This is a genomic window from Ruegeria sp. CDSA141, from assembly GCF_059612005.1.
On the sequence record NZ_JBXWPT010000017.1, the window covers coordinates 18,539 to 39,979 of the forward strand.

A 21,441-nucleotide genomic window follows, 5' to 3' on the forward strand; every position below is an offset into this window, starting at 1 on the left:
ACTCTGCCGGAGGACAAAACTTGAGCGCTTTGATGGATGGTATCAAAGGAAACCGCTTCGCCGTTCTGGGTCGCGCAGGTATGGACCTGTACGCCGACCCGATCGGCGTCAGAAGCGAGGATGCCGACACGTTTCATGCCGACCTTGGGGGGTCTTCCGCGAATATTTGTGCCGGGTTGGTCAAGTTGGGCAGTGAGGCGTCGCTGATCACGTCCGTCTCGGATGATGCGATCGGACGGTTCTGTCTGAACCGGTTGCGGCATTACGGTGTGGACACATCCTATATCCGCGTTCTAGGCGGCGAATACCGCATGTCTCTGGCCGTGTACGAAAGCCGGATCGAGAACTTTCAGAATGTGATCTATCGTAATGGGGCCGTTGATTTCCAAGTCACCGAAGAGGATATGGACAGGGTCGATTATTCATCATTCTCGGCGATCATCTCGGCTGGGACGGTCTTTGCGTCCGAACCGTCGCGCAGCGCTACATTCCGGGCCTTTGAGAACGCCCGGAACGCAGGCCTGCCGATCATCTTCGATATCGATTACCGCCCCTACAGCTGGCCCTCACCCGAGGTGGCTGCCGAAGTTCTGTCGCGGGCTGGTGACGCCAGCGACCTGATCGTCGGCAACGACGAAGAGTTCGGGTTCATGGCCGGCGGCATCGAAAAGGGTTTTGCCAAGGCCCGGGAACTTGCTGAAAAACCCGGTCGGATCATCATCTACAAGATGGGTGAAAAAGGCGCTGTCACCTTGGTGGACGGGCAAGAACTTCGAACCGGTATTTACCCGGTCACTGCTGTCAAACCCAACGGGGCTGGCGACAGTTTCATGGCGGGTCTGTTGGCTTCGATCGCCGCAGGGCACGATCTGAAAGACGCCGTCATGCGCGGTTCGGCCTGCGCGTCGATCGTGGTGTCGCATCCCGGTTGCGCGCCCGCCATGCCGACGACCCCGGAACTGGACGCGTTCCTCGCTTCTCATCCCGGCCCGGCCACATAGGAGAACTCCATGCATATCGCGCCCTACGATAACCAGAACAAACCGATCGTCGACGCAGATGATCCAACTGTCCCACTGAACTATTTCAACATCGTAAAACTGAAAAAGGGCGAGGCCTTCGAATACAAGGTCCCGGGCTATGAGACCTGCATCGTGCCTGCCACCGGCAGCGTCGACGTGGATGTCGAGGGCGTGCGCTTTGCCCTTCTGGGCAACCGGGGCGAGGACGTATGGGATGGCGAGCCCGAAGGCGCCTATGTGCCGTCGGGGGCCAGGGCGCTGATGGTCTGCGTCTCGGAGACGGCCGAGGTGTTCGTGGCCGGCTCCAAATACGACAAGGTGCTGGACCCGTTCGATGTGCGCGAACACGACCTGGTGCAATATGGCAGCGATGACACCAAGACGCATCGCAAGATCAAGCACATCCTCGGCCAGAAACAGCATGACAAGGTCGGCTGCCTGCTGGTCAGCGAGCTGTTTACCGTGGGTCAGGGCGGCTGGTCGGGCTTTCCCAGTCACAAGCACGACACCAACCGCCTGCCGGACGAGACCCGGCATGACGAAACCTACAATTTCCGTTTCAAGCCCAACTGGGGCTCGGGCCTGCAGATGTTGCAGCGCGAGGACAACGAACCGGGTGATGCCTACCATATCGTCGACGGCTCCACGATCTGCATCGACAAGGGCTATCACCCCTGCTGCGTGCTGCCGGGATACGAGATGTATTACTTCACCATCCTCGGCGGGCTGACCCAGCGGTCGCTGGTGCAGTATTTCCAACCCACCCATGCCTATCAGATCGAGACCATTCCGGGCATTAAAGACATGATCGCGAAGTTCAAATGACCCTCGTCACACTGAAAGACGTCCTGCAACCCGCTTATGAACAAGGCTATGCCGTGGGCGGGCTCGTGACGCTGGGCTGGGAAGACATGCGCGCCTATGTGGCCGCGGCCGAGGCGGAAAATGCACCGGTTATTTTGCAAGCCGGTCCCAGCTGTCGTGAGCACACACCGCTGCCCGTTCTGGGCAAGATGTTCCGGTATCTCGCCGAAAACGCCTCGGTTCCGGTCGTTGCCCATCTGGATCACGGCTACACTTTCGAGGACTGCAAGGTCGCCCTCGACAGTGGTTTTACGTCGCTGATGTTTGACGGATCACGCAAGCCCTTGCAGCAGAACATCGATGAAACCGCCGCGATCGCTGAGATGGCCCACTCAGCCGGGATTTCATGCGAGGGAGAGATCGGCTTTGTGGGGTATTCCGGTGGTGAAGGATCAAACGGCACTGACCCCGAAGAAGCCGCGAAGTTTGCACGCGAAAGCGGTGTCGACGCGATGGCGATTTCGGTTGGCAATGTTCACTTGCAGCAAAACAAAGAAGGTGGCCTGGATGAGGCGCGTGTCGCCGAAATCGATGCCGTGGCCAAAGTGCCTTTGGTCATTCATGGCGGGTCCGGTGTGCCGGTAGAGCAGCGAATGAAGCTGGCGCGCGAGACCTCTATCTGCAAGTTCAACATAGGAACCGAGCTGCGTATGGCATTCGGAAATGCCATGCGTGAAGCCGTCAATCGTGATCCTGAACGTTTTGACCGCGTCACGATCCTGAAGGAAACGCACGACCCGGTTGAGGCCGCTGCCCGCACCGTGATCCGTGCCTTTGGCGCCCCGCCGCAAAGGTAAGATGCCCAATCTTTCTTAAATCGTAAAGGCTGCCCGGAACGCCTCAAGCGCCGTTTCTGGGTCGCCCGCAGCAAATGCCTCGAGGCTGACAGGTCCACGGTACCCCCTGTCATTGAGCGCCCGCGCCACGGCGGCATAGTTGATCTCACCGGTTCCCGGCTGGCACCGCCCGGGATTGTCGGCCACTTGTATCTCTCCGATCCAAGGCAGGCAATTCTCGCACCAACGGATCAGATCGCCTTCCCCGATCTGCGTGTGATAGAGGTCCAGATTTATGCGCAGGCTCTGGTGGTTCACAGACGAAACCAACGCCAGAACATCCTTGGTCGAACCAAAAAGACAACCGGGATGATCCAGCAGATTCAGGTTCTCCAGCGTGAAAACGACATCCTGTTCGTCCGCCAGATCACAAATGCGGCGCAACGTGTCCCGCGCTTTCAGCCACATATCGCCGGTCACAACATCGTGCTGCCAGAGCGGTATTCCACCATCGCCCAAACCGGTGCCGTGCAGGTTCAGACGATCCACACCAAGACGCTTGCCAATCTGTACCGTCTCACGCGCGGATGTCAGGAGCATGTCAGCCCCTAAATCATCCGCAAGACAGCCCTGAAGATAACCATTCATGATCGTATAGTTCGCGCCAACGCGTTCAAGTTTCACCGTATCCCAGGCCGGCCAGTTCCATAGGCCAACACCAAACCCCATCTCGGTCAGCCGCGCGGCACGCCACTCCATGGGTTTGTCGAGCCACAGCATTTCAGCACATGCCGCAAGTTGAAAAGGTTGAGGCATGTCAGCTCTCCAATTGTCCAGATTGGTTCAGATCGAGCCACCTTCGACCATGAAATTCCCCGCACTGCACATGGCCGCGTCATCCGAGGCCAGAAACAGGACCATGCGCGCCACATAGACCGGCTCAATCGGGTCCGGCAGACATTGACGATCCACCTGCTTGGCCAGCGCCTCGGGCGTGACCCACAGGTCTTTCTGGCGGTCGGTCATGATCCAGCCCGGCACCACCGTGTTCACGCGAATACGATGATCGCCCAGTTCACGCGCCATGGTGCGGGTCAATCCATGGACTGCGGATTTGGCCGTGGCATAGGCCGGAAAACCCGCACCTGCCTCCCACCACGAATTCGAGCCGATATTGACGATCGAACCCGCACGCATGGCTATCATGCCGGGCGCCACTGCCTGAATGGCAAAGAACATGTGACGGATATTTGTCGCCATGCGCTCATCCCAGTAGTCCGGCGTCACTTCGCGCCAGTCATGACGATCATCCTGGGCGGCGTTGTTGACCAGCACGTCCGCGGCGCCCAGCTCCTCGACCAGTTGCCCCAACGCCTCTTGCATAGCTTCGATATCGCGCAAGTCGCACTGCACAAAAGCGTGTTCACCGTCCAGGCCAGACAGCAGCGCGAGTCCGGCGTCGGCATTCAGATCCAGAATGCCGACCTTTGCCCCTTGGTCGGCAAAGGCCCGAACGGTTTCAGCGCCAATTCCTCCAGCCCCGCCCGTGACAAAAACCGTTTTTCCCGCAAGGCTTGGGTAATTGGCAAAATCTCTGTTCATCCGTCACGCTCCATGATCCATTCAACCTCGGGGGCTGGTACAAACCGCCATTTTCGCAGCGGCCCGGCCATGACGTTAAGATAGTACATCTCAAATCCATAGGGCGCGCCGCAAGGGTGATGGCCGCGCGGAACAGTAACAACATCGCCATCGGAAAGGGCCATTGTCTCATCCAGCTGACCATCATCTGTATAGACCCGCTGAATTCCGAACCCATTGGAAGGGTTGAGCCGGTGGTAGTAGGTCTCCTCCAGATATGTGATGCGAGGATAATCATCCTCGTCGTGACGGTGACTGGGATAGGACGACCAATGGCCATTTGGTGTGAACACCTCGGTCACCAGCAGGCTGTCTGCGTAGTCCTCATTCTCCATGGCGATATTGTTGATGTATCGCGTATTTACCCCTTTGCCGCGTTCGGTCAGGGTTATGCCATCAGGTCCAATCCGACGCGCCGTACGACCGCCCTTACCCGGCGCCGAACAGATGGCCACAACGCAGTCGGTTTCCGCCACGGCCTCCCACTCGGTTCCGTTGGGCAGATACAGGCAATGCGGCGGCGTCTTTTCGAACACGTTCATCCGGTCGCCCAAAATGCCCCAGTCCTGGCCTGCCCCGGTGATCTTTGCCTTGCCTTCGACCATCACCAGAATAACCTCACGATCCCCGGTTGCCTCGGCCGCCCTGTCGCCTGCTTTTAGATGATACAGGCCAAAGCCCACATATCGCCATCCCGCGCTGGCCGGAGTGATGTCATGTACCTTGCCACGGGTTCCAAACGGTTTCTTCAGCAGGTCTGCCATTCTTGTTCTCCTTATTGGGCGGGCCCACAGGGTCCGCCTGAATTGTATTCAAGCAGCTTGCCTTGCCCGCAGGGCAGAAAGAGCCTCGGATAGCTGTTCCTTCTTCCATCCTTCGAAAACGGCCCGTCTAAGGATGTCAGCCTGGCTGTCGGGCGCGTTGCCTCCAATCGGTGGATCAGTATCCAGATTGGTCGGGAACGGATAACCTTCAGCGGTAGCAGCAATCGCTGCATCCAGGTCCCCCGAAGTCAAAGCCCCACGTTGTTTCAGGGCGACAAGCGACGGGAACACTGCTTGCGACATGGAATGCCGATCAACCATCTCCATCGCGCGACCGAAGGGGGATGAGATTTGCAGCAGGTTTGCCATGCGATTGATGTCGGTGCTGCTGTTCTCGCCCGCTCCATGGAACAGGGCCGGATTGAAGAACACCGCGTCACCCTTTTCCAGAGGCAACTGGATACAGCTGTCTTCGAAATACGCACGGTGCGCTTCATCGTGGAACGCCAGATAGCCCGATGGGTAGAGCTGCGAGAACGGCAACAATTTGGTCGGGCCGCTTTTCACCGGCATGTCACAATGCGCAACCGCCCCTTGCAAGGTCAGCGAGGCCGTCACCAGATGTGCATGAGCCGGATACCGGGCCGCGCTTTCGGCGTTTTGAAACCCAAGGTGATAGTCCCGATGCGCCTGTTGCGCCTTGCCACCGGGGCGCACCTGATTGATCTGAGCGGTCACCTGATAGTTCGGCCCAAGCCATGCTTCACATGCCGCAGCAATCGCCGTGTTCCCGAAATAGAGCGCAAAGCCCTCGGGGTCGCGCAGGCATTGCTTTTGCAGCGCGTTCCACACCCGGTCATTCGCGCCCGAGGCGGCAAAGTGATCGCCCTCACCCGCGCTACCCTGGCGTTCTTCTTCGATGATTTCACGAAATACTTCCGTCGCCCGATCAATGATCGACGTGTCCGGATACGCCCCTTTCAGGGCGATCACACCGGCGGATTTGCCCAGCACCCGGCCCCATTCCGCCAGCAAGGCCCTACGCGTATCAGGCTGTTCCAAACCGGAACGCAGTGCCTGCATATCATAGACGGGCACGTTCTTTTCGACGGAGACGGCAAAAGGCACCGTCTCGGTCGAAAGGCTCTGAGAGGTCAACACCTTGAATTCGTCCAGATCACAGGATTCCCGGTCGAAATAGCCGACATATCCAAGGTCCTGATGTACCATGACGTGCTCCTCTCACATGGCTTCGGTGTTGCCCCGTAAGGCGATGATTTAAGCGGTGATTTCCAACCCTGCGTTGCCACAAACCTCGACAATGTGGTCAAAGCCCATTTTGGAGTACTCACATGGCGGCGCCTTGGCGGGGTCCTGCTCTGCCTCGACCACAATCCAGCCGTTGTAATCCATTGCTTTCAATGCATTGGCCACGGCCTGAAAGTCGATGCAACCATCACCCGGCACTGTAAACGCACCTGCGATCACCGCATCCAGGAAACTTCGATTGTTCTCGCGTGTGTCCTGTACGATTTCGGGTCGGATATCCTTGAAATGTACGTGATGAACCCGGTCGCCCCAACGGTTCAGTGTGGCCATCACATCGCCGCCGCCAAACAGCAGATGGCCCGTATCGAAGCACAGCTTCAATTCGGGGCCGGAACCCTCCATCAGCCAGTTCACTTCATCTTCGCTTTCGATGATCGTGCCCATATGATGGTGATAGGCCATCGGCATGCCCTGATCTGCCATCCACTTGGCAAGTTCGGTCAGCTTGCCCGCATAGGCCAGTACCTCATCCTGCGACAGTTTGGGGCGATCATTGACAGGCGTTCCGATCTGCCCCTGAACGGTATTGGAACACTCGGCGTAAACGATACATGGGCTGTTCAGCGCGACGAATTGTTCGACCTGTTCGCGCACGACGCCGATCTCGGCGTCAAGGTCATTGACCAGAGTGCTGCCCGAGCACCAACCACCACACAACGCTATGTTGTTGGCATCCAGATACGCGCGCAGCCCTTCGGTGTCGGCGGGCATCCTCTGGCCGCGTTCGACACCTGTGAAACCGATCTCGCGCGCTTCTTTCAGCGCCTGCTCCATCGTGTAGGCTGCGGTCAGGTCCGGCAGGTCGTCATTCTGCCAGGCAATCGGAGAGATACCGATCTTCACGCTCATTTCGTGTTTCTTTCCTTGATGGCGGTTTCATAGGCCGCACGTTTTTCATTCACTTCAGGGCGGACGCTGACCTCGGGCACCGCCACTTCCCACCACGTTCCGCCATATTCGGTCGATGGGTAGGGATCGGTGTCGATCACCACGACATAGGGGCCTTTGACCTCACCGCGTTTGGCCAGCGCGTCTTCAAGCTCGGCAATTGAACTGACCTTGACCGAGGTAGCCCCCATCGCTGCCGCATGGGCGGCAAAATCAATGGCCGATGCTGTTTCGTGTACGGTGTGGTCGAGAAGGTTGTTAAACTCGGCCCCGCCTGTCCCCATTTGCAGACGGTTGATGCAACCAAACCCCCGGTTGTCCGTGACGACAACGGTGAACGAGATCCCCATCATCGCCGCCGTCGCCATTTCCGAGTTGGCCATCATATAAGTACCGTCACCGGTAAAGCAGATCACGTCGCGGTCCGGCTGGGCCATCTTGATGCCCATGGCACCGGCGATCTCATACCCCATACAGCTGAAACCATATTCCATGTGATAGGCACCGGGGCGCGGCGCTTTCCACAGCTTGTGCAACTCACCCGGCATCGTGCCGGCGGCACACATCGCAACAGTGTTTTCATTGGCAGCCCGCTGCACTGCGCCGATCACCTGCATATCCGTGGGCAGTGCATTGCTGTCGGTGGGGGCATCCGTCAGCGCATCAACTTTACCGAACCAATCAGATTTCAATATCGCGGGCAGATCCGGCGCGCGATGGTCTGCCAACGCTTCGCTGAGTTCACCCAGACCAACCCGAGCGTCGGCCTGCAACGGCATCGCTCCGTGCTTTTCGGCGTCATAGGCGGCGGTGTTCAGGCTGATCAACTCACGCTGGGGGTTCGCGAACAAACCCCATGACCCGGTGGTGAAATCCTGAAACCGGGTGCCGACGCCCAGCACAAGATCCGCCTTTGCACAGATGTCATTGGCGGGTTCGCCCCCGGTTACACCAACAGGACCAAGGTTGAGCGGATGATCCCAGGCCAATGCGGACTTGCCGGCCTGTGTCTCGGCCACCGGGACATTGTGTGCTTCTGCAAAGCGCTGCAACGCGGCGGTTGCGTCCGAATAATGCACACCTCCGCCTGCAACGATAACGGGACGCTTGGCGGCCTTGATCGCGGCAACGGCACGGGCCAGTTCACCCTCATCCGGGCGAATGCGGCGCTGATACCAGACGCGTGGCTCAAAGAAGCTTTCGGGATAGTCATAAGCTTCGGCCTGCACATCCTGACAAAAGGCCAGCGTCGCCGGGCCGCAATCCGCCGGGTCCGTCATCGTGCGGAAGGCGCGTGGCAGAGCCGTCAGCAGGTGTTCCGGGCGGGTGATGCGGTCGAAATACCGGCTGACCGGTCTGAAACAGTCATTCGCACTGATGGTTCCATCCGAGAACACTTCGGGCTGCTGCAAAACCGGATCGGGGCCACGCGTCGCAAACACATCGCCAGGCAGCAATAAAACAGGCAGGCGGTTTACATGGGCCAGAGCAGCCGCAGTGACCATGTTGGTGGCCCCTGGTCCGATTGACGACGTGACCGCCATCGCGCGGCGCCGACCCAACTGCTTGGCATAAGCAATCGCGCTATGTGCCATGGTCTGTTCGTTGTGACCGCGATAGGTCGGAAGACTGTCTCTCACGCCATGCAGTGCCTCACCCAAACCAGCCACGTTGCCATGGCCAAAAATCGCCCACACACCTGCGATAAAAGGATCACCGGCCTCGTTCATCTGCGCCCCGAGATAGCGCACCAGAGCCTGCGCCGCGGTCAATCGGACTGTTTTGCTCATCATGATCCCTTTCAACTCGGAGCCGCTGTTGGCGGTCCGCGGGTTGTCTCATTTGCGAAGGTGTCAGGCCTTTTACCAGAGCCTGAAAACAGAGTGACGTCAGGTGCCACCGCCCGATGGATGCCCCCGTGGGGACATCCGGATATTTTGTTTTAAACAGTACCGCCCAGCGATCCCTCAAGCTCGGCCATTTCCTGACCGCCGGCCATCAGATCCTGCAGCTGTTCCGGTGTGATTTCGCCGCGCGTGGCCGTACCCAGTGTTTTGCCACGGTTCAGCACGGTAAAACGATCGCCCACCGCCAGCGCATGGCGCACGTTGTGGCTGATGAAAACCACGCCGACACCCTGGCTGCGCACCCGGTCGATTGTGGCAAGAACATTCGACGTCTGACGCACACCAAGCGCCGAGGTCGGTTCGTCCAGGATCAGGATCTTGGCGCCGAAATACACCGCCCGCGCGATGGCGACAGTCTGACGTTCACCACCTGACAATGTACCGACAGCCTGATCCGGTCCGCGCAGATTGATGCCCATCTTGCGCATCTCTTCCATGCAGACGTCGTTTGCATGATCCACATCGAACCGCTTGAGCAGCCCTTTACCCTTGGTAGGTTCACGCCCCATGAAGAAATTGCGCGTCACGCTCATCAGCGGGATCATCGCAAGATCCTGGAACACGGTTGCAATGCCCGCTTCCATGGCATCGCGCGGCGTGTCGAAGTGAAGCGGCTTGCCTTCGAACATGATCTCGCCCTTGGTGGGCTTGTGTACCCCGGACATGGTCTTGATGAAGGTGGACTTTCCCGCACCGTTATCGCCCAGCAGGCAATGGCATTCACCGGGTTTGACGTCAAAGCTGACCCCAGCGAGCGCGATGATATTGCCAAAGTGTTTTTCGATGTCTTTCATCTGTACGATGGGCGCCTGATCGCCGACGGCATCGCCATGGTGGAACTTGGTGTCTTCGGTCATATCAGCGCTCCCCGGTTACGCGCTTACGGATCGCGTTGTTGAACAGAACGGCAATCAACAGCATGGCGCCCAGGAAAACCTGGAACCAATCCTGATCAAAGTCGGTATAGGTCAGGCCGATGACGACCATGCCAAAGATGATCGAGCCGAAGAAGGCACCGATGGCCGAGCCATATCCGCCAGTCAGCAGGCAGCCGCCGATCACCGCGGCGATAATCGCCTCAAATTCTTTCTGGAACCCCCGCCGCGCATCGGTCGAGCCTGCGTCCATGACGGTTATGATGGCCACCAGAGCGGCGCAGCAGGCCGTCAGCATGAACAGTGAAACCTTGACGCGGCTCACCGGAACACCTGAGTTGGATGCAGCGGTGCTGTCACCACCCGAGGCGAAAATCCAGTTCCCGACCGGGGTGCGCAACAGAACGTAGGTTGCCGCCAGTGTAATGAAAATGAACCACAGGATTTCGACGGGAATTCCCGGGACCTTGGGCGCGCCGCTTTTGAATGTATCTATCATGCCGTTGGCGGCCAGCCATGCGAACAGGCTGCCGAATGCTTCGCCCGAAAAGAAAGGAGCCAGCCAGTCGTTTTCGACCGCATCGCGTACACCGCGCAACTGGGTCGAACCGCCTGTTGCCATTTTCAGGCCGACCAGTGACAGGCCACGAAGGATGAACAAAAACGCCAGCGTTACAATGAACGATGGCAGGCCCGAACGGATCACGATATTGCCGTTGATCGCACCAACACAGGCCGCGAATACGAATGTCATTGGGATGGCGAAGATCAGTGGCAATTGCCAGGTCACGACACAGACGCCGAAAAACAGCCCCGAGAACGCAACCATCGATCCGATTGACAAGTCGAACTCTCCGCCAATCATCAGTAGTGCGGCGCCGATAGCCAGGATGCCCAACTGCGCCGCAGGGGTCATGAAGTTCATAACACCAGCAAGGGTGAACATCGATTCATCTGCGGTGATCGCAAAGAATAGGAAAACCAGAACAGCACCGGCAATGGCACCCAACTCGGGCCGTTTCATTAGTTTGGCTAGGAATGGTTCTTTCTTGACCCTTTCGTCCGACAGGACGGGCGCTGATTCACTCATGGTTTCCTCCCAATTCGGTGAGACCGGCGCGTTGGCGCCGATCCTGTTGATTGCCGGATCGCGCCGAAGTCAGCGGATGCCCTGTGCGGACAGTTCGATGACCTGAGCGGCCTTGTCCTGAGTGATCAGGTTCGGACCCGACGGCACGTCGCCGCCCGGCATCAGGCCGTACTTGGCGTGCAGACCCATGAAGTTCACGGACAGATAACCCTGAAGGTACTGCTGCTGGTCGATGGCAAAGGCCGCATCGCCATCAACGATTGACTGCAAGAAGTTGGCCGACAGGTCGAACGAGGCAACATTCACATCCCGCCCCGACGCTTTGGCAGCAGCGACAGATGGCTCGCCGGCCGAGCTTGCGCCCAAAGCCATAACGGTATCGACGCTTTCGTCAGAAGCCAGCGCGGCAGAAACCTTGGACTCGATCTCGGACGGATCGTTCGAGGTCGGCAGAACGGTTACCTTACCGCCAAACCCTTCGGTGAAACCTTCGCAGCGCAGGTCAAGTGACACGTTGCCAACCTCGTGGTTGACACAGATCGCATTGGAGCCACCCATCGACGCCAGTTCTTCACCAGCTGCTTTCCCTGCATCGTATTCGTCCTGACCTACGTGCAGCAGAGCACCCAGTTCCTTGGCCACTTCCGCGCCCGAGTTGATCGAGATCACCGGGATACCGGCGGCAACCGCGCGTTCGATCGAGGGGCCAAGCGCGTCCGCATCCGGGATCGAAACGATCAGCCCGTCGGGCTCCTGGTTCACGGCGGCGTCGATCAGCTGCGACATGGCCACCATGTCAAAGGTTTCAGGCGCACGATATTCCACGTTCACACCGACATCTTTACCGGCCTGCTCGACACCGTTTTTCACGACGTTCCAGAATGCGTCGTTTGCCTGGCCATGCGACACGACCACGATTTCCTGTGCAAACGCGGGCGTGGCCAAGGCCAATGCCCCCGCAGCAAGCGCGCCTTTAACGAATTTCTTCATTTCAGTTTCCTCCCATTGGTTCAGTCTGATCTTCTGTTGGGGTACCGGCCCCAATCATCCGGCTGTGCCGAATCTCCGTGGCTGCGACGCTGGGCCGAGCTGGCGTAAGTTTGAAGAATTTCGATCATTTTGCAACCGGTTTCAAAATTTCTTCCATTCGAACCGGTTTTCCTGTCTGCGCTGACACGGTTGCAGCCTCGGCCATCGCCAGTGCCGCAACACCATCTTTCAATGTCACCGGAACGTCGGATCCGCCTTCAACAGCTTCGACAAATGCGGCCCATTCCACGCGGTACGCAGGCATGTAGCGCTCCAGGAAGAAATAGGTTGGTTTGGCGCCCACAACACCGTCTGCCGTTGATTTTACGACTGTGTTTTCCAGTACATTCCGAGCCTGCAGCAACCCCTCAGAACCCAACAACTCGACCCGCTGGTCATAGCCATAGGCCGCGCGCCGTGAATTCTTGATGACTGCAATCCTGCCATCCGCGTAGGACATTGTAACTACGGCTGTGTCCACATCTCCTGCAGCCCCAATCTCGGCGTCCACAAGCGAAGATCCAACCGCCGAGATGGTATCGGGAACCTCCCCCATCAGGTAGTTTGCCATATCAAAATCATGAATCATCATGTCTCGAAACAACCCACCAGAAACTTTTACGTAGCTTACCGGCGGTGGTGCTGGGTCAAACGAGGTGATTGAAAGCAATTCCGCCTTACCAATTTCACCCGCGTCCAACCCCGCCTTCAAGGACGCGAAATTGGGATCGAATCGCCGATTAAATCCAATCATTACCGGCTTGCCTCGTCCCGAGACAGTGTTCAGGCAATCCGTGGCACGCTGAAGGTTCAGATCAACAGGCTTTTCGCACAGAACAGCCTTGCCTGCGCCGGTCGCAGCTTCGATCAGATCAGAATGCGTGTTGGTTGGAGTTGCGATCAGAACCGCGCCAATCTCCGGATCCGCAAGGATCTCTTCAGAGCGGCGCGCATCGACCCCATGATCGTTGGCCAGGCTCGCCGCAGCTTCGGGCAAGGCGTCGGAAACGGCACTGAGCGTGCTGCCCGGATGAGATACAATCGCCTGTGCATGAACACGCCCGATGCGCCCGGCGCCCAACAATCCGACCTTCAACATGCAACTCTCCCGAATCTTGTTATTGCGCGCAACAATGATTCTCTTTGCAACCGGTTGCAATATTTTTTTTCACTACCTCAGAGCTTTTGCTCCCAAAGCCCCAAATCCCCTCGAAAAAGCAGCGACATGATCCCAGATCCCGAACCTTCAGCAACACTCCACACGCTGAAATCCGCGCATTGGCCGCCCTACGGGAATCCCCCAATTTCGGAACACGGTGAATCAGGTTAATGTTTAGTTAAGGAACACACTACCACTCTGTGACCCCTAAGAAGGGCTGGCATGACCCCCTCGTCCAGCCCTTCCCCCCCACCCAGCAGCCACAAGAAAGCGGCGGCCCCAACGGCCCGGTGCTTTCATTGAAATTGGCGTTCGAGAATGGCGATCCCTGAAGGACTCGAACCCTCAACCTGCTGATTAGAAGTCAGCTGCTCTATCCAGTTGAGCTAAGGGACCGCTGCACCCTTCTTGCGGTTTTTACGCGTGGGGTTCAAGAGCCAAGCGCATGAATGCGCTGTTCGGATCGTCGCTGTACCCAAAGATCGGTCCGCAGTAGGAATAGCCCAACGCTTCGTAGAGTTTACGAGCGGCATCATACTCCGGAAGATGCTCTGCCCCGGTTTCCAAAACCAGGGCTTCGACACCTTCAGCACGCGCCAGTTCTGCCAGATGGATCATCATGACGCGCGCCAGTCCGCGCCCACGCGCCTGCGCGAGGATATGCACCGATTTCACCTCGGCCGTACCATCGGGCAGCGCTTTCAAAGCGCCGCAGCCCAAAGCCTGCTTGCCGTCGTAGATCGCACAGAATCGAATCCCCGGTCCGGCCAGTGACTCGGCGCTCATCGTGTGGTTGCTTTCCGCAGGACCCGCTGATTCGCTGTGGGCGAAATGCGCTTCGACAACCGGGCGCAACACGTCCGAAGTCGGGTCGGCCTCGCGAATGTCGATCATTCAGTGTGTCCAGGGCGCACGCCGGTCGGTGGCGAAGTTTTCCCCGTAGCCCCGTGCGCGCAGGTTGGCTTTGCGCTTGTGCGGCTCGCTGACCTGCGCGTCGATACCATTGTCACGAGCGTAATCAATCGCCTCTTTCTTGGTGTCGAATTTCAGACGTATCTGGGTTTGCGTGTCATTGGATGACGTCCAGCCCATCAGCGGATCAACCTCACGTGCCGAAGCAGGGGCATATTCCAGAACCCATTTGCGGGTTTTGGCCATCCCCGAGGTCATCGCATTTCTTGCAGGCTGGTAAATCCGTGCGCGCATGTCGCCTCTCCGTACTCACTTGGCTGAACCTGTTTATGCGTCAGAGCGCAGCCCGGGACAAGACAACAATTGTCGCAGATCACCGAAGCCCGCCAATGCCAGAAACTGTCATCAGGACCAACTATGATCTTCGAAAAATCAGCCGAAGGATAAAACAGATGATCCATCGCGAACGCACTATGGACGTCGACGCAAACCCCGGGAACATCTTGGCGATGCCCTCGACCGAAGCCCATGCCGTGATCGCCGTCAAACCGATGATGACGAAGGCTCTCGACGGCGAGCTTGCCGCGTTGGCCGGTAAGATTGGTTCGGATCACGATCCGGATGCGTATCTGCCTAGTATCAAAACTGGGAGATTTGTACCGGATCAGCCCTTGCAGTTGGACAAAATAAGAACAAATGTAGGAGCCTGATCCGGAGCCTGCCCATGCCATACGCCCATTCCGACAAGACCCAAATGACAACCGAAGATGTTCGGGCCCGCCTGAAACTGGAAGGCGGCAAACAGTTTGTCATGCATACGGAGTTCGCCCCCGCCGGAGACCAGCCAACCGCGATCAAGGAGCTCGCAAGCGGTCTTCTGGATGGGGAGCGTGATCAGGTTCTGTTGGGAGCGACCGGTACGGGCAAAACCTTCACCATGGCCAAGGTGATCGAGGAAACCCAACGCCCGGCGATCATCCTCGCACCCAACAAGACACTGGCGGCGCAGCTTTATGGTGAGTTCAAGGGGTTTTTCCCGGAAAACTCGGTCGAATACTTCGTCTCCTACTACGACTACTACCAGCCCGAGGCCTATGTCGCGCGGTCGGATACGTATATCGAGAAAGAATCCCAGATCAACGAACAGATCGACCGGATGCGCCACTCGGCTACGCGGGCGCTGCTGGAACGCGACGACGTGATCATCGTGGCCTCGGTCTCGTGCATCTACGGTATCGGCTCGGTCGAGACCTACGGGGCGATGACGCAGGACCTGAAGGTCGGAAACGAATACGACCAGCGGCAGGTGATGGCCGATCTGGTGGCCCAGCAATACCGCCGCAACGATCAGGCGTTTCAACGCGGGTCGTTCCGGGTGCGCGGCGACTCACTGGAAATCTGGCCCGCCCACCTTGAGGACCGCGCCTGGAAATTCTCGTTCTTCGGAGAGGAGCTTGAAAGTATCACCGAGTTCGACCCGCTGACCGGCGAACGCGCCGCAACGATGGAGCAGGTGCGCGTCTACGCCAATTCCCACTACGTGACGCCGAAACCCACGATGCAGCAGGCGATCATCGGCATCAAAAAGGAACTGCGCACGCGCCTCGACCAACTGGTGGGCGAGGGCAAACTGCTGGAAGCCCAACGGCTGGAACAGCGCACCAATTTCGATCTGGAAATGCTCGAGGCCACCGGCGTCTGCAACGGCATCGAAAACTACTCGCGTTATCTGACGGGCCGCGCACCGGGTGAACCGCCCCCGACCCTGTTCGAATTTATCCCCGACAACGCCATTGTCTTCGCCGACGAATCTCACGTCAGTGTCCCTCAGATCGGTGGCATGTACCGCGGCGACTATCGGCGCAAGTTCACGCTGGCCGAACATGGGTTCCGCCTGCCGTCCTGTATGGACAACCGACCCCTCAAGTTCGAGGAATGGGACGCCATGCGCCCACAATCCGTCTTTGTTTCGGCCACCCCGGCGAAGTGGGAGATTGAGCAGACCGGCGGCGTCTTCACCGAACAGGTGATCCGCCCCACTGGCCTCTTGGACCCCGAGGTCGAAATCCGCCCTGTGTCCATGCAGGTGGACGATCTTTTGGACGAGGTGCGCAAGGTCGCTGCCGACGGATACCGCACGCTGGTCACCACGCTGACCAAACGCATGGCCGAGGACCTGACCGAATACCTGCACGAACAGGGCATCAAGGTCCGCTATATGCACTCCGACATCGACACGCTGGAACGCATCGAAATCCTGCGCGACTTGCGGCTGGGGGCCTTCGACGTGCTGATCGGGATCAACCTGCTGCGCGAGGGGCTCGACATTCCTGAATGCGGTCTGGTCGCCATTCTCGATGCCGACAAAGAGGGTTTCCTGCGCTCGGAAACATCCCTGATCCAGACCATCGGCCGCGCCGCGCGGAACGCTGATGGCCGGGTGATCATGTATGCCGACAAGATCACCGGTTCGATGGAGCGTGCTTTGGGCGAAACCAACCGCCGCCGCGCCAAGCAGGTAGCCTATAACGAAGAACACGGCATCACCCCCGCGACCGTACAAAAGAATGTCGAGGATGTCCTGGCCGGCCTCTACAAGGGCGACGTCGACATGAACCGCGTCACCGCCACCATCGACAAACCGATGCACGGCGCGAACCTTGAGGCGCATCTGGATGGTCTGCGCGACAAGATGCGCAAAGCTGCCGAGAATTTGGAGTTCGAAGAGGCCGCCAACATCCGGGATGAGATCAAACGTCTGGAAGCGGTCGACCTCGCCGTCGCCGACGACCCCATGGCGCGCCAATGGGCGGTCGAGAAAGCCTCGGAAGACGCGGTGAAATCACGCGGACGGTCAACGGCTGGACGGCCGGGGCAGCGGGGTGGGAATGTGAAACGAAGGAAACGGTGAATTCAGTGAACGACCAAAACCTGATGGAAACCGTAAACGAGCACATCACAATACTTCGGCTGAACATTGATGCTTTTGAAGCGTGTCGCCTTTCCAAAATCACGGCAGCAACAAACCCGATTACTCCCAAAGTTGCTTTGAAGTTGCTTATTTTTCGTGAAGCACTGATGTGGAGAATCTTGGAACTAGCGTCAGGAGCCCTAAGAGAAATCGAACATGGAAACGCTCTGACAGGGATAGTTGCTTCTAGATCAGTGCAAGAGTGTGCGGCAGCATGCCACTTTTTCACTAGAAAGCTCGAAATAGGTGTTGATAAAGAAAGCGCTGCAGGACTCGATGATACCGCGATGAAGCTTGTGCTGGGGTCGCGTTGGGAGGACTGGGAGTACGAAAACGTAAATGTCCTCACAATGGTTGACACTGTCGACAAAACCATCAGTGGATTTCGAAAGAGTTACGACAGCCTATCAGAGTATCTTCACCCCAATTACACTGGCGTCGCCCTTTGCTTCTCAAAGCATGTAAGCAAATTCGACATTGAATTCGGCAGCTACCCTCGCGGAAAGGGAGAACACCTGTTGAAAGCTACAAGATCTCTAATGGGAAGTCTGGAGCTGTTCGAACATGAGTACAACAGATCTGCCGATCTTATGCCGAGTGTAGTTTCGATTTGCACCCGAGATCTGGAAAACAATTTGATTGATCCGTAGTGATGAGTGGGGTCGCCCATTTGTAGCGAAACTATCCATGATATCTAAGCCCAAACTCCACCATTGCAGCCCAGCGCGCACTCCGCCACGTTTGAAGTCACAAATTGTGATTCCAAACGGCTGCCATGACGAACCCGAAAAACCTCCCCTCCACGCATGAGGTCCAAAGCGCCATTCAACGAGTGCGCGGCACCCGTGTGGTGCTGGCCGAGGATTTGGCGCAGTTCTACGGAAGATCCGTGAGCGCCTTCAATCAGGCCGTCTCGCGCAACAAGGACCTGTTCAAGGGCTACCGCTTTCAGCTGACCGATGCCGAGGTCGCCGATTTGCAATCACGGAATGTGATCTCAAAACCCAAGGGCCGTGGTGGGCGGCGGGTCAATCCGTGGGTCTATACGGATTACGGCGTGGCCATCGCCTCGGCCCTGTTCAAGGACCCGCGCGCGATCAAGATCACGCGAATGATCACCGAGGCCTTTGTCGACGGCGCAAATGCGCTGGCCGAGACCCCGCGCAGCGTACCGGAGATCCTGCCGCCAAAGGATGCCCCCGCCCCGCTGCTGCCCAATGGCGAACAGCTGCGCGATCTGGCCGAAAACATCCTCGATTCCGGGCAGCAGAGCCTTGTCGATTACATTGCCAACCCCACCACCAAACGGCAACAAGCCGTGGCCGTGATCATGAAGACCCTCGCCGAAACTGCCGGGGAAGAGGTGCGCACCCAGCACGAGCGTCTGCGCCTGCGCATCGCTGAACGGTTGGCCGCAGGCGATTATGCCGATGATGACGACCGCAAAGGGTTGCTGGAACTGCTGAATGCAATGAAAGGCTGAGGCAACCCTTGCCTTGGACCTTTCGGCCACTAGAATCCGCACCATGCGCGTTGTCATGTTATCACTGATCCTCGGCACACCAGCCGCCGCGTGGGAAGCAACGGTGGGCCAGATCTGCACCCTGTCACATGTGACGGACACGGCAGAGATACTCCTGACCTACGACCCCGCACAACCCCTCTATACCCTGTCCGTTACCCGCAAGACCGAAGGCTGGACCAACACCCCATGGTTCGCGATGCGGTTCGAGGGGCCAAACCCCATCGAAATCGCCACTCCGCATCATGTCCTTTCTGACGGTGCATCATCGTTGACAGTCACTGATACCGGATTTGGAAACGTGCTGGACGGGCTGGAATACAACCTGACCGCCTATGCGTTCACGCAGGACAGGGTGACTGAATTTCCCTTGAACGGTGCGGCGCCCCAGGTTCGCATTTTTCGCGAATGTGCCGGGGCCCAGCTGTCCTGACCGGGTCAGAAATCGAACAAATCTTCCAGAAAACCGCCTCGTTTCTTTTTCTTGCGATAGCCGTGATCCGCCCGGTCATCATAGCCGGATTGTGGCGGAGAATACGCTGTCGACCGCTCGATGATCTTGTCCAGTTCACCCCGATCCAGCCAAACGCCTCTGCACTGCGGGCAATAGTCGATTTCGACCCCGTTTCGGTCCGTAATGACCAGTTGAGTGCCGTCAATCGGGCATTGCATCATACGATCTCCCATCTTGCTATCAGTATGAGATGGGGTTGATCCGCTGCATTGCCATCCCTCTGTGACATGACGCCCGTTCGCCTGGGCCGAAGTCGGATGACACGGGCAACTGGTCCTGGCCCAAGCAGATCTTCTGAACTTCGCAATTGCCGCCGTCAGGGTCGCACAAACTTGGCAGTTCCAAGAGACCGTTGTTGCGGTTCAGGACTGTTGTGAGCTGGCGGCGCACTTGCCCGCGGCACGCTGGCAGAACCACAGGCGACCCCGTCGCCATCCTGGTCATTGCGCTTGTGGTAGCCCGCCTGCCCCTCGTAAAATGGCCCTACCCCCAGCGACTGCGTTGCATCACAACCCGCCAATGCGATCAGGTGGATCACCGCCTCGTCCCGTTCAAATTCGGACAGGCGCAAGAAAACACCGGTGGCGATCACCACGGTGGTCAGCGGCAACAACAGAACCATGACCAGAATGCGAACCGGAGACAGCGCCTGCCTGCGCGTTGCCTCTGCGCGTCGGTGTCGTTTGGACGACCGTGGCTTCAGATCAGGCATATCCTGCGAGGGTTTCTTGAACAGCATTCCCTGAACCATAACGCCGATATGTGGCAAAGCCGAGGCAATCCGAATTTGAACGAGGCGAAACAAATGGCGCAGTTCAGGTCAGGCCCTTAAGATAAAAAAATCGCCAACTGCCCGTTCATTCTGTACTGCCGGACCGACATCGTGACTGAACCCAATCCTTATCAGACGCCCGACAAAGCGGTGCGCTTGCAAGCGCAGGATCTTCTCTTTCAAGCTCCATTTGCCGCGCTGGCCTTTCTGCGCCCTGACACGGGCTTGCCGTCACTCTCCCGGATCGCGTTGACCACGGATGAAGCAGGTTGCCCTGTCTCGCTGATCTCCACCCTTGCGGAACATACGCGTGCGTTGAGCGCCTGTCCCAATTGCGCCCTTCTGATCGGAGAGCCCGCAGACAAGGGCGACCCGCTGACCCATCCGCGCCTGACACTGCACGTGATCGCTCAGCCTGTTCACCGGGGCATGGCAGGCTATAGCGCCTTGCGAGACCGGTATCTGGCCAAGCGACCCAAGGCGAAACTCTACATAGATTTCGCTGATTTCGGACTGGTGCGGTTTACCATTCAGGACGGCCTTTTGAACGCCGGATTTGGCAAGGCTTTTCGCCTTACCGCTCAGGATTTCTAGCCATCAGCGAACCACATGCACGGCACAACCCGCATGACGCACGACATGCGATGCGGTTGAGCCCAGCAGCAGATCCTGCATCCCCGGCCGGTGCGACGCCATTATGATCAGATCGGGTTTATTCGCCTCGGCCCAATCCAGAATGGTTCGGCCGGAATGTCCTTCAATCACCAAACCCTTGGCATTCGGCAGTTGAGATGCCAGTTCATCCAGTTCTGCCTGAATCGCTTTCCGTGCTTCTGTCAGGTATTCGGACGGCATGTAAGAGATCGCATAGTTGGGAATATGCTCGACCACATGCAACAATGTCACTTTAGCGTCTGGCGTGGCCAGAATCTGGGCAAGCTTCAAGGGCCCGGACGTATCTCTTTCAGCATCGAACGAGATGGGGACCAGAATGTTGTGATACATAGTGTGAGCCTCCATTTTTGCAGGATCACTTTGAAACAGATATGAAGCACAGGCTTTGATTCAGGTCAGGAACTGCCAAATGTTTCAGCGACATCGTACATGACCGGCTCAAAGCTTTTGCATAGCTCGTTGATCTTGCGGTTGCGATCACGCATTTCAGGTGTGCGCAGCATAGCAAGGAAATCTTCGCGGCGTTCCCATTGCGAATAGTTTGCGATCCGGGTTTGTGCATCATTAACGTGCAGCCCGGCGGAAACGAAACCTGGCTGCTTCGAAATGAACTCGGAATAGGCGTCCGTCAAGGCCTCCAAAAGGTCCTGACACGTGCCAGGTGTCATCTCAAAGGTCGTGATAACTGTTTGAACACTGGCGTTTTTGGCAATTTTCAGCATCGGGATTCT

General features: G+C 57.8%; 25 protein-coding genes and 1 tRNA gene. 9 read left to right on the forward strand and 17 right to left on the reverse strand.

The genetic code is table 11. The annotated features are described in order from the left end of the window. The first annotated feature begins 32 nt into the window (after positions 1 to 32). The 3 genes from iolC to AC2FLP_RS18280 are packed head-to-tail and all read left to right on the forward strand — an operon-like array spanning position 33 to position 2,683. Complete coding sequence (gene iolC, locus AC2FLP_RS18270) at positions 33 to 1,001, forward strand: 5-dehydro-2-deoxygluconokinase (RefSeq protein ID WP_299901430.1); 969 nt, start codon at positions 33 to 35, stop codon at positions 999 to 1,001. Positions 1,002 to 1,010: 9 nt separating this feature from the next. Next, positions 1,011 to 1,847 carry a 5-deoxy-glucuronate isomerase gene (locus AC2FLP_RS18275; RefSeq protein ID WP_117872307.1) on the forward strand — a complete coding sequence of 279 codons (837 nt, stop codon included), beginning with the start codon at positions 1,011 to 1,013 and terminating at the stop codon, positions 1,845 to 1,847. Further along, positions 1,844 to 2,683 carry a class II fructose-bisphosphate aldolase gene (locus AC2FLP_RS18280; RefSeq protein WP_117872305.1) on the forward strand — a complete coding sequence of 280 codons (840 nt, stop codon included), beginning with the start codon at positions 1,844 to 1,846 and terminating at the stop codon, positions 2,681 to 2,683. Before AC2FLP_RS18275 ends, AC2FLP_RS18280 begins: the two co-directional genes overlap by 4 nt. A 15-nt stretch (positions 2,684 to 2,698) precedes the next feature. On the opposite strand, the gene AC2FLP_RS18285 is transcribed toward AC2FLP_RS18280, so the two are convergent. The 13 genes from AC2FLP_RS18285 to AC2FLP_RS18345 all read right to left on the reverse strand — a co-directional run bounded on the left by AC2FLP_RS18285 (position 2,699) and on the right by AC2FLP_RS18345 (position 14,550). Continuing rightward, entirely contained in the window at positions 2,699 to 3,478 is a 780-nt protein-coding gene (locus AC2FLP_RS18285; protein ID WP_496685395.1) for a TIM barrel protein, read from the reverse strand. Positions 3,479 to 3,505: 27 nt separating this feature from the next. Continuing rightward, on the reverse strand, positions 3,506 to 4,264 hold the full coding sequence (locus AC2FLP_RS18290; protein ID WP_299901420.1) for an SDR family NAD(P)-dependent oxidoreductase: 759 nt from the start codon (positions 4,262 to 4,264) through the stop codon (positions 3,506 to 3,508). Continuing rightward, positions 4,261 to 5,067: a 5-deoxy-glucuronate isomerase gene (gene iolB, locus AC2FLP_RS18295; protein WP_299901417.1), complete on the reverse strand. Its 807-nt coding sequence runs from the start codon at positions 5,065 to 5,067 to the stop codon at positions 4,261 to 4,263. Before iolB ends, AC2FLP_RS18290 begins: the two co-directional genes overlap by 4 nt. Before the next feature lie 48 nt (positions 5,068 to 5,115). Next, entirely contained in the window at positions 5,116 to 6,297 is a 1,182-nt protein-coding gene (locus tag AC2FLP_RS18300) for a phytanoyl-CoA dioxygenase family protein (protein ID WP_299901414.1), read from the reverse strand. Between the two features lie 48 nt (positions 6,298 to 6,345). Further along, positions 6,346 to 7,245 carry a myo-inosose-2 dehydratase gene (gene iolE / locus AC2FLP_RS18305; protein WP_496676318.1) on the reverse strand — a complete coding sequence of 300 codons (900 nt, stop codon included), beginning with the start codon at positions 7,243 to 7,245 and terminating at the stop codon, positions 6,346 to 6,348. After that, complete coding sequence (iolD, locus tag AC2FLP_RS18310) at positions 7,242 to 9,074, reverse strand: 3D-(3,5/4)-trihydroxycyclohexane-1,2-dione acylhydrolase (decyclizing) (protein ID WP_496685398.1); 1,833 nt, start codon at positions 9,072 to 9,074, stop codon at positions 7,242 to 7,244. Before iolD ends, iolE begins: the two co-directional genes overlap by 4 nt. Positions 9,075 to 9,226: 152 nt before the next feature. Next, the gene (locus tag AC2FLP_RS18315; protein WP_117872290.1) at positions 9,227 to 10,048 is read right to left on the reverse strand and encodes an ATP-binding cassette domain-containing protein; all 822 of its coding nucleotides are present in this window, start codon (positions 10,046 to 10,048) and stop codon (positions 9,227 to 9,229) included. Position 10,049: 1 nt separating this feature from the next. Beyond that, entirely contained in the window at positions 10,050 to 11,156 is a 1,107-nt protein-coding gene (locus AC2FLP_RS18320) for an ABC transporter permease (RefSeq protein ID WP_117872288.1), read from the reverse strand. Between the two features lie 69 nt (positions 11,157 to 11,225). Continuing rightward, positions 11,226 to 12,146 carry a sugar ABC transporter substrate-binding protein gene (locus AC2FLP_RS18325; protein ID WP_117872286.1) on the reverse strand — a complete coding sequence of 307 codons (921 nt, stop codon included), beginning with the start codon at positions 12,144 to 12,146 and terminating at the stop codon, positions 11,226 to 11,228. 124 nt (positions 12,147 to 12,270) lie between these two features. After that, entirely contained in the window at positions 12,271 to 13,284 is a 1,014-nt protein-coding gene (gene iolG / locus AC2FLP_RS18330; RefSeq protein WP_496685402.1) for an inositol 2-dehydrogenase, read from the reverse strand. A gap of 379 nt (positions 13,285 to 13,663) precedes the next feature. Next, positions 13,664 to 13,740, reverse strand: a tRNA-Arg gene (locus AC2FLP_RS18335). A gap of 21 nt (positions 13,741 to 13,761) precedes the next feature. Continuing rightward, positions 13,762 to 14,238 (reverse strand): GNAT family N-acetyltransferase, encoded by a 477-nt coding sequence (locus AC2FLP_RS18340; protein WP_117872282.1) that lies wholly within the window; start codon positions 14,236 to 14,238, stop codon positions 13,762 to 13,764. Continuing rightward, entirely contained in the window at positions 14,239 to 14,550 is a 312-nt protein-coding gene (locus AC2FLP_RS18345) for an ETC complex I subunit (protein ID WP_117872280.1), read from the reverse strand. Positions 14,551 to 14,708: 158 nt separating this feature from the next. Between AC2FLP_RS18345 and AC2FLP_RS18350 the strand changes: the two genes are divergently transcribed. The 5 genes from AC2FLP_RS18350 to AC2FLP_RS18370 all read left to right on the forward strand — a co-directional run bounded on the left by AC2FLP_RS18350 (position 14,709) and on the right by AC2FLP_RS18370 (position 19,182). Beyond that, on the forward strand, positions 14,709 to 14,966 hold the full coding sequence (locus AC2FLP_RS18350) for a hypothetical protein (RefSeq protein WP_162896869.1): 258 nt from the start codon (positions 14,709 to 14,711) through the stop codon (positions 14,964 to 14,966). 14 nt (positions 14,967 to 14,980) lie between these two features. Continuing rightward, positions 14,981 to 17,167 (forward strand): excinuclease ABC subunit UvrB, encoded by a 2,187-nt coding sequence (gene uvrB / locus AC2FLP_RS18355; protein WP_496685406.1) that lies wholly within the window; start codon positions 14,981 to 14,983, stop codon positions 17,165 to 17,167. Between the two features lie 5 nt (positions 17,168 to 17,172). Continuing rightward, entirely contained in the window at positions 17,173 to 17,877 is a 705-nt protein-coding gene (locus tag AC2FLP_RS18360) for a hypothetical protein (RefSeq protein WP_496685409.1), read from the forward strand. Positions 17,878 to 18,002: 125 nt separating this feature from the next. Next, positions 18,003 to 18,710, forward strand: a complete 708-nt coding sequence (locus AC2FLP_RS18365; protein WP_496685412.1) for an ORF6N domain-containing protein — start codon at positions 18,003 to 18,005, stop codon at positions 18,708 to 18,710. A gap of 43 nt (positions 18,711 to 18,753) precedes the next feature. Further along, positions 18,754 to 19,182: an excinuclease ABC subunit B gene (locus AC2FLP_RS18370; protein WP_496710067.1), complete on the forward strand. Its 429-nt coding sequence runs from the start codon at positions 18,754 to 18,756 to the stop codon at positions 19,180 to 19,182. A gap of 5 nt (positions 19,183 to 19,187) precedes the next feature. Here AC2FLP_RS18370 and AC2FLP_RS18375 read toward each other — a convergent pair whose 3' ends face one another. Continuing rightward, on the reverse strand, positions 19,188 to 19,421 hold the full coding sequence (locus tag AC2FLP_RS18375) for a TFIIB-type zinc ribbon-containing protein (RefSeq protein WP_117872972.1): 234 nt from the start codon (positions 19,419 to 19,421) through the stop codon (positions 19,188 to 19,190). A 158-nt stretch (positions 19,422 to 19,579) separates the two neighbouring features. Beyond that, the gene (locus AC2FLP_RS18380) at positions 19,580 to 20,068 is read right to left on the reverse strand and encodes an excalibur calcium-binding domain-containing protein (RefSeq protein WP_496685416.1); all 489 of its coding nucleotides are present in this window, start codon (positions 20,066 to 20,068) and stop codon (positions 19,580 to 19,582) included. Between the two features lie 78 nt (positions 20,069 to 20,146). On the opposite strand from AC2FLP_RS18380, the gene AC2FLP_RS18385 reads away from it, so the two are divergent. After that, the gene (locus AC2FLP_RS18385; protein WP_496685419.1) at positions 20,147 to 20,629 is read left to right on the forward strand and encodes a HugZ family pyridoxamine 5'-phosphate oxidase; all 483 of its coding nucleotides are present in this window, start codon (positions 20,147 to 20,149) and stop codon (positions 20,627 to 20,629) included. Positions 20,630 to 20,632: 3 nt separating this feature from the next. Here AC2FLP_RS18385 and AC2FLP_RS18390 read toward each other — a convergent pair whose 3' ends face one another. Together AC2FLP_RS18390 and AC2FLP_RS18395 are read right to left on the reverse strand one after the other, a co-directional pair. Continuing rightward, on the reverse strand, positions 20,633 to 21,040 hold the full coding sequence (locus AC2FLP_RS18390) for a universal stress protein (RefSeq protein WP_299640831.1): 408 nt from the start codon (positions 21,038 to 21,040) through the stop codon (positions 20,633 to 20,635). A gap of 65 nt (positions 21,041 to 21,105) precedes the next feature. Next, positions 21,106 to 21,432, reverse strand: a complete 327-nt coding sequence (locus tag AC2FLP_RS18395; RefSeq protein ID WP_117872260.1) for an antibiotic biosynthesis monooxygenase family protein — start codon at positions 21,430 to 21,432, stop codon at positions 21,106 to 21,108. Positions 21,433 to 21,441 lie beyond the last annotated feature (9 nt).

Excerpts from the sequence above, each read along its gene's own strand:
- iolC (WP_299901430.1), top strand. The coding sequence starts at position 33 with ATGGATGGTATCAAAGGAAACCGCTTCGCCGTTCTGGGTCGCGCAGGT.
- AC2FLP_RS18275 (WP_117872307.1), top strand. The coding sequence starts at position 1,011 with ATGCATATCGCGCCCTACGATAACCAGAACAAACCGATCGTCGACGCA.
- AC2FLP_RS18280 (WP_117872305.1), top strand. The coding sequence starts at position 1,844 with ATGACCCTCGTCACACTGAAAGACGTCCTGCAACCCGCTTATGAACAA.
- AC2FLP_RS18285 (WP_496685395.1), bottom strand. The coding sequence starts at position 3,478 with ATGCCTCAACCTTTTCAACTTGCGGCATGTGCTGAAATGCTGTGGCTC.
- AC2FLP_RS18290 (WP_299901420.1), bottom strand. The coding sequence starts at position 4,264 with ATGAACAGAGATTTTGCCAATTACCCAAGCCTTGCGGGAAAAACGGTT.
- iolB (WP_299901417.1), bottom strand. The coding sequence starts at position 5,067 with ATGGCAGACCTGCTGAAGAAACCGTTTGGAACCCGTGGCAAGGTACAT.
- AC2FLP_RS18300 (WP_299901414.1), bottom strand. The coding sequence starts at position 6,297 with ATGGTACATCAGGACCTTGGATATGTCGGCTATTTCGACCGGGAATCC.
- iolE (WP_496676318.1), bottom strand. The coding sequence starts at position 7,245 with ATGAGCGTGAAGATCGGTATCTCTCCGATTGCCTGGCAGAATGACGAC.
- iolD (WP_496685398.1), bottom strand. The coding sequence starts at position 9,074 with ATGAGCAAAACAGTCCGATTGACCGCGGCGCAGGCTCTGGTGCGCTAT.
- AC2FLP_RS18315 (WP_117872290.1), bottom strand. The coding sequence starts at position 10,048 with ATGACCGAAGACACCAAGTTCCACCATGGCGATGCCGTCGGCGATCAG.
- AC2FLP_RS18320 (WP_117872288.1), bottom strand. The coding sequence starts at position 11,156 with ATGAGTGAATCAGCGCCCGTCCTGTCGGACGAAAGGGTCAAGAAAGAA.
- AC2FLP_RS18325 (WP_117872286.1), bottom strand. The coding sequence starts at position 12,146 with ATGAAGAAATTCGTTAAAGGCGCGCTTGCTGCGGGGGCATTGGCCTTG.
- iolG (WP_496685402.1), bottom strand. The coding sequence starts at position 13,284 with ATGTTGAAGGTCGGATTGTTGGGCGCCGGGCGCATCGGGCGTGTTCAT.
- AC2FLP_RS18340 (WP_117872282.1), bottom strand. The coding sequence starts at position 14,238 with ATGATCGACATTCGCGAGGCCGACCCGACTTCGGACGTGTTGCGCCCG.
- AC2FLP_RS18345 (WP_117872280.1), bottom strand. The coding sequence starts at position 14,550 with ATGCGCGCACGGATTTACCAGCCTGCAAGAAATGCGATGACCTCGGGG.
- AC2FLP_RS18350 (WP_162896869.1), top strand. The coding sequence starts at position 14,709 with ATGATCCATCGCGAACGCACTATGGACGTCGACGCAAACCCCGGGAAC.
- uvrB (WP_496685406.1), top strand. The coding sequence starts at position 14,981 with ATGCCATACGCCCATTCCGACAAGACCCAAATGACAACCGAAGATGTT.
- AC2FLP_RS18365 (WP_496685412.1), top strand. The coding sequence starts at position 18,003 with ATGACGAACCCGAAAAACCTCCCCTCCACGCATGAGGTCCAAAGCGCC.
- AC2FLP_RS18370 (WP_496710067.1), top strand. The coding sequence starts at position 18,754 with ATGCGCGTTGTCATGTTATCACTGATCCTCGGCACACCAGCCGCCGCG.
- AC2FLP_RS18375 (WP_117872972.1), bottom strand. The coding sequence starts at position 19,421 with ATGCAATGCCCGATTGACGGCACTCAACTGGTCATTACGGACCGAAAC.
- AC2FLP_RS18390 (WP_299640831.1), bottom strand. The coding sequence starts at position 21,040 with ATGTATCACAACATTCTGGTCCCCATCTCGTTCGATGCTGAAAGAGAT.
- AC2FLP_RS18395 (WP_117872260.1), bottom strand. The coding sequence starts at position 21,432 with ATGCTGAAAATTGCCAAAAACGCCAGTGTTCAAACAGTTATCACGACC.